Origin of the sequence: Luteitalea sp. (assembly GCF_022842525.1) — a bacterium.
Lineage (GTDB): Bacteria > Acidobacteriota > Vicinamibacteria > Vicinamibacterales > Vicinamibacteraceae > Luteitalea.
This window is the reverse complement of the sequence record NZ_JALHPM010000375.1, coordinates 1-2,639: the sequence shown is the minus strand read 5'-3', so window position 1 is coordinate 2,639 and position 2,639 is coordinate 1. Positions and strand designations below refer to the sequence as shown.

The 2,639-nt window shown below is 70.7% G+C and carries 2 protein-coding genes and 1 pseudogene; all 3 read right to left on the bottom strand.

Annotated elements, in window-relative coordinates:
• A partial coding sequence (locus Q0C41_RS31180; RefSeq protein WP_291990917.1) for a MarR family transcriptional regulator occupies window positions 1–778 on the bottom strand: 778 nt, incomplete at its 3' end.
• Window positions 779–1,041: 263 nt separating this feature from the next.
• Window positions 1,042–1,908: a hypothetical protein gene (locus Q0C41_RS31175; RefSeq protein WP_291990915.1), complete on the bottom strand. Its 867-nt coding sequence runs from the start codon at window positions 1,906–1,908 to the stop codon at window positions 1,042–1,044.
• A 375-nt stretch (window positions 1,909–2,283) separates the two neighbouring features.
• Window positions 2,284–2,639 (bottom strand): annotated as a pseudogene (locus Q0C41_RS31170) (hypothetical protein); the annotation flags it as partial.

Genomic DNA, 2,639 nt, shown 5'->3' with positions numbered 1-2,639 from the left:
CCTTGATCGTGACGACGCCCGCCTCGAGCACGTCCTGCGCCGCTCGGCCCAGCGCTGCGGCGTCGAGACCGGCGGCCCGGCGCCCGATCCGGAGCAGCGTCGGCAGGCGGTCGGCGTTGGAGAACCGGCGGCGGGTCAGCACCGGGCGCAGCAGCAGCTCGATCACTGGGTGCTCGATGCCGGCCTCGGTCAGGGCGGCGAGCAGGTCGTCGGCGTCGGGCGTTCCCGAGACTGCCCTGTCCCGATCCTCGATCGAACTTCCTTCACCCCGAGCGCGTCTCGCGCTTGGGGAGGGGGAGTGATCTTTGATCTTTGATCTTTCTTCTGTGTCCCTAGTACGTGACACGTGTGTCACCTGGGACGTGACAGGGGTGTCACCTCCCGTGTGACACGTCCCGGCTTCGGCGGACGTGTCACCTCCCACGTGACACGTCTCCGCAACGACGTCCTCGGGCTCGTCGATCAGCAGGCGATAGTGGCACCGCGCCGAGCCGGCTTCCTCCTGGCCGCGCTTCTCGACATAGCGCCAGTCGACGAGCTCCTTGACGGCACGCACCACCGAGCCGCGGGCATAGCCCAGCGCCTCGGCGAATTTGGTCTGGCTCATCTCGCACCAGCCCTGCCGCGTGTTGACGCGGCCGAGCATGGCCATCAGCCGGAAATGGATGAGCGTCAGGCGCAGGTCGAGGGCGGCACGCGGCGCCGTGATGGCGTACCGCGCGTTGTCCCAGTCCTCGATGCGCTCGACTCGGCGCGCCCTGGTGGGCTCGGTTGCCACGTTCTTCCCCCGTCTCTCACGTTGCGCCTTCGGATGCCGACACAGCATCCGGCGCGTCTTTCCCCTTGCGCCTCCGGGTGCCGACTGAGCACCCGGCGCGTCCCCTCGCGCCTCCGGATGCCCACACGCATCCGGCGCGCACCCGTCCCGGACCGTCCGGAGACCTCCCCGGACCGTCGAATTCGGACCGTCCGCGCCGTCTTCCCCCGGCGCCTCTGCATCCACGCGCCGGGTGCCTAGTCGGCACCTGAAGGCGCCACGAACTAAGCCGCGCGACGCGCCGGACGGTCCGGCGCCTCCGGAAATTCGCGAGTCTCTGCAACTCGTGGGGCCACCTCGCCGGGCGGCGGACGGTGCCCGCTGCGGTCGGACCGGCGTCGGACCGGCTTGACGGCGGCGCCGTCGAGGTCGCGCAGGGGGCCGCGCCGGGCGGCGGGCTTCTCGCCGATCCAGAACAGATGCGGGCGGTCGTCCTTGCGGCCGAGCTGCTTCATGCGGTGCCGGATCGTGGCGAAGGCGTTGTCCTGCAGGATGCGGTAGCGCGAGTAGCGCACGCCCGGCACGCACTCCATGGCGCCGAGCAGCACCTGCTTGAGCACCGGCTCGATGTTGTGGTCCCGGCAGATGTCGGCCGCCACGATCATCACGTCGTGGGGCAGCCAGTAGCCTGGGCGCGGATCGGCCTCGCGGATGGTCTGCACGACGAAACCGGCCAGCACCTCGGGCCGCATCACGCGCGGCATCTCGGCCTTCAGCGCCGCGATCTCGCGCAGCGCCGGGATGCGGTGCGCCGGCAGCGTGTCGTCGTCATCGTCGTCGGGCGGCGCCGGGAGCTCGGGGCGCAACGTCTCGGCCGGCGCCGTCTCGGTCGGCTTGGGTGCGGCCTTGCGCGACACGGCGGTGAACAGGATGTCGGGCGAGACCAGGCGCGGGCGGGCGTTGGTGGCGGCGATGATCGAGGCCGGCGCCCGGGACAGCAGGAAGTCGCGCAGGTCGTCGTCGGCGTTGTCGATGACGAAGCGCAGCAGCTCTTCGGCCGTGCCGATCACCGGCATGGCAGGGATGGGCTTGGCCGCCGGGCCAGCCGGAGGCGTTCGCTGCCGCCGGCGCGGCAACAGGTTTGCGAGCATGGGACCCTCGTTACGTTGACGCGTGCAACCAGCCCCGGGAAAAGCCGCAGGAACGCGAGACCGGCCTGCGGCAAGTCTGGGGAGGAATGGACAGAACGCGGGACGCGACGAGACACGAGGCGACGAGACTGGCGCGACAAGACTGGGCACCGGCGCCTGCCGTGCGGGGCAGACAGCGACCGGCGCGGACGCGACGCAGGGCTGACGGAACGCGACGAAGACGCGAAGCGGCGCAACTCGGCTAGGCTGGCGCTGTCAACACCCAACCCGGAGCACGCGCATGTACTGGTTCACGACCAGACGCGGCACTTTCCACCTCCGTCAGCGACGCGACGGATGGTGGGTGATCTTCTTCGAGGATGAGGCCCTGGAACCTCATCCGACGGCCGCCGCTGCCGCCGAGGCGGTGGCGACGGGGCGATCGGTTTGGCCCTCGTTCGGCGACCCGTCGCGGCTCGGCATTCCCGAGGACGTCTCGGCCTGGAACCGCCGCAGGTAGCGCGACAGCGCATCGGTCAGCGACGCGGCCACGATCGAGGCGGCCGGCAGCGGCAGCCGGAAGCGGTGCACGGCGCCGTCGGCGCTCTGCAGCGCCAGCGTCAGGAACGGCGGGTCGCCATGGACGAAGCTGTTCGAATGCCAGATGGCGTCGATCATGCCGGCGCCGCGCATTCGCGCCACCCACTTCGGGTCATCAGCGAGGGCCGCGAGGTTGCCCTGGTAGAGATCCC

Coding starts and splice junctions, on each gene's coding strand:
- Q0C41_RS31175 (WP_291990915.1), bottom strand. CDS start 1,908: ATGCTCGCAAACCTGTTGCCGCGCCGGCGGCAGCGAACGCCTCCGGCT.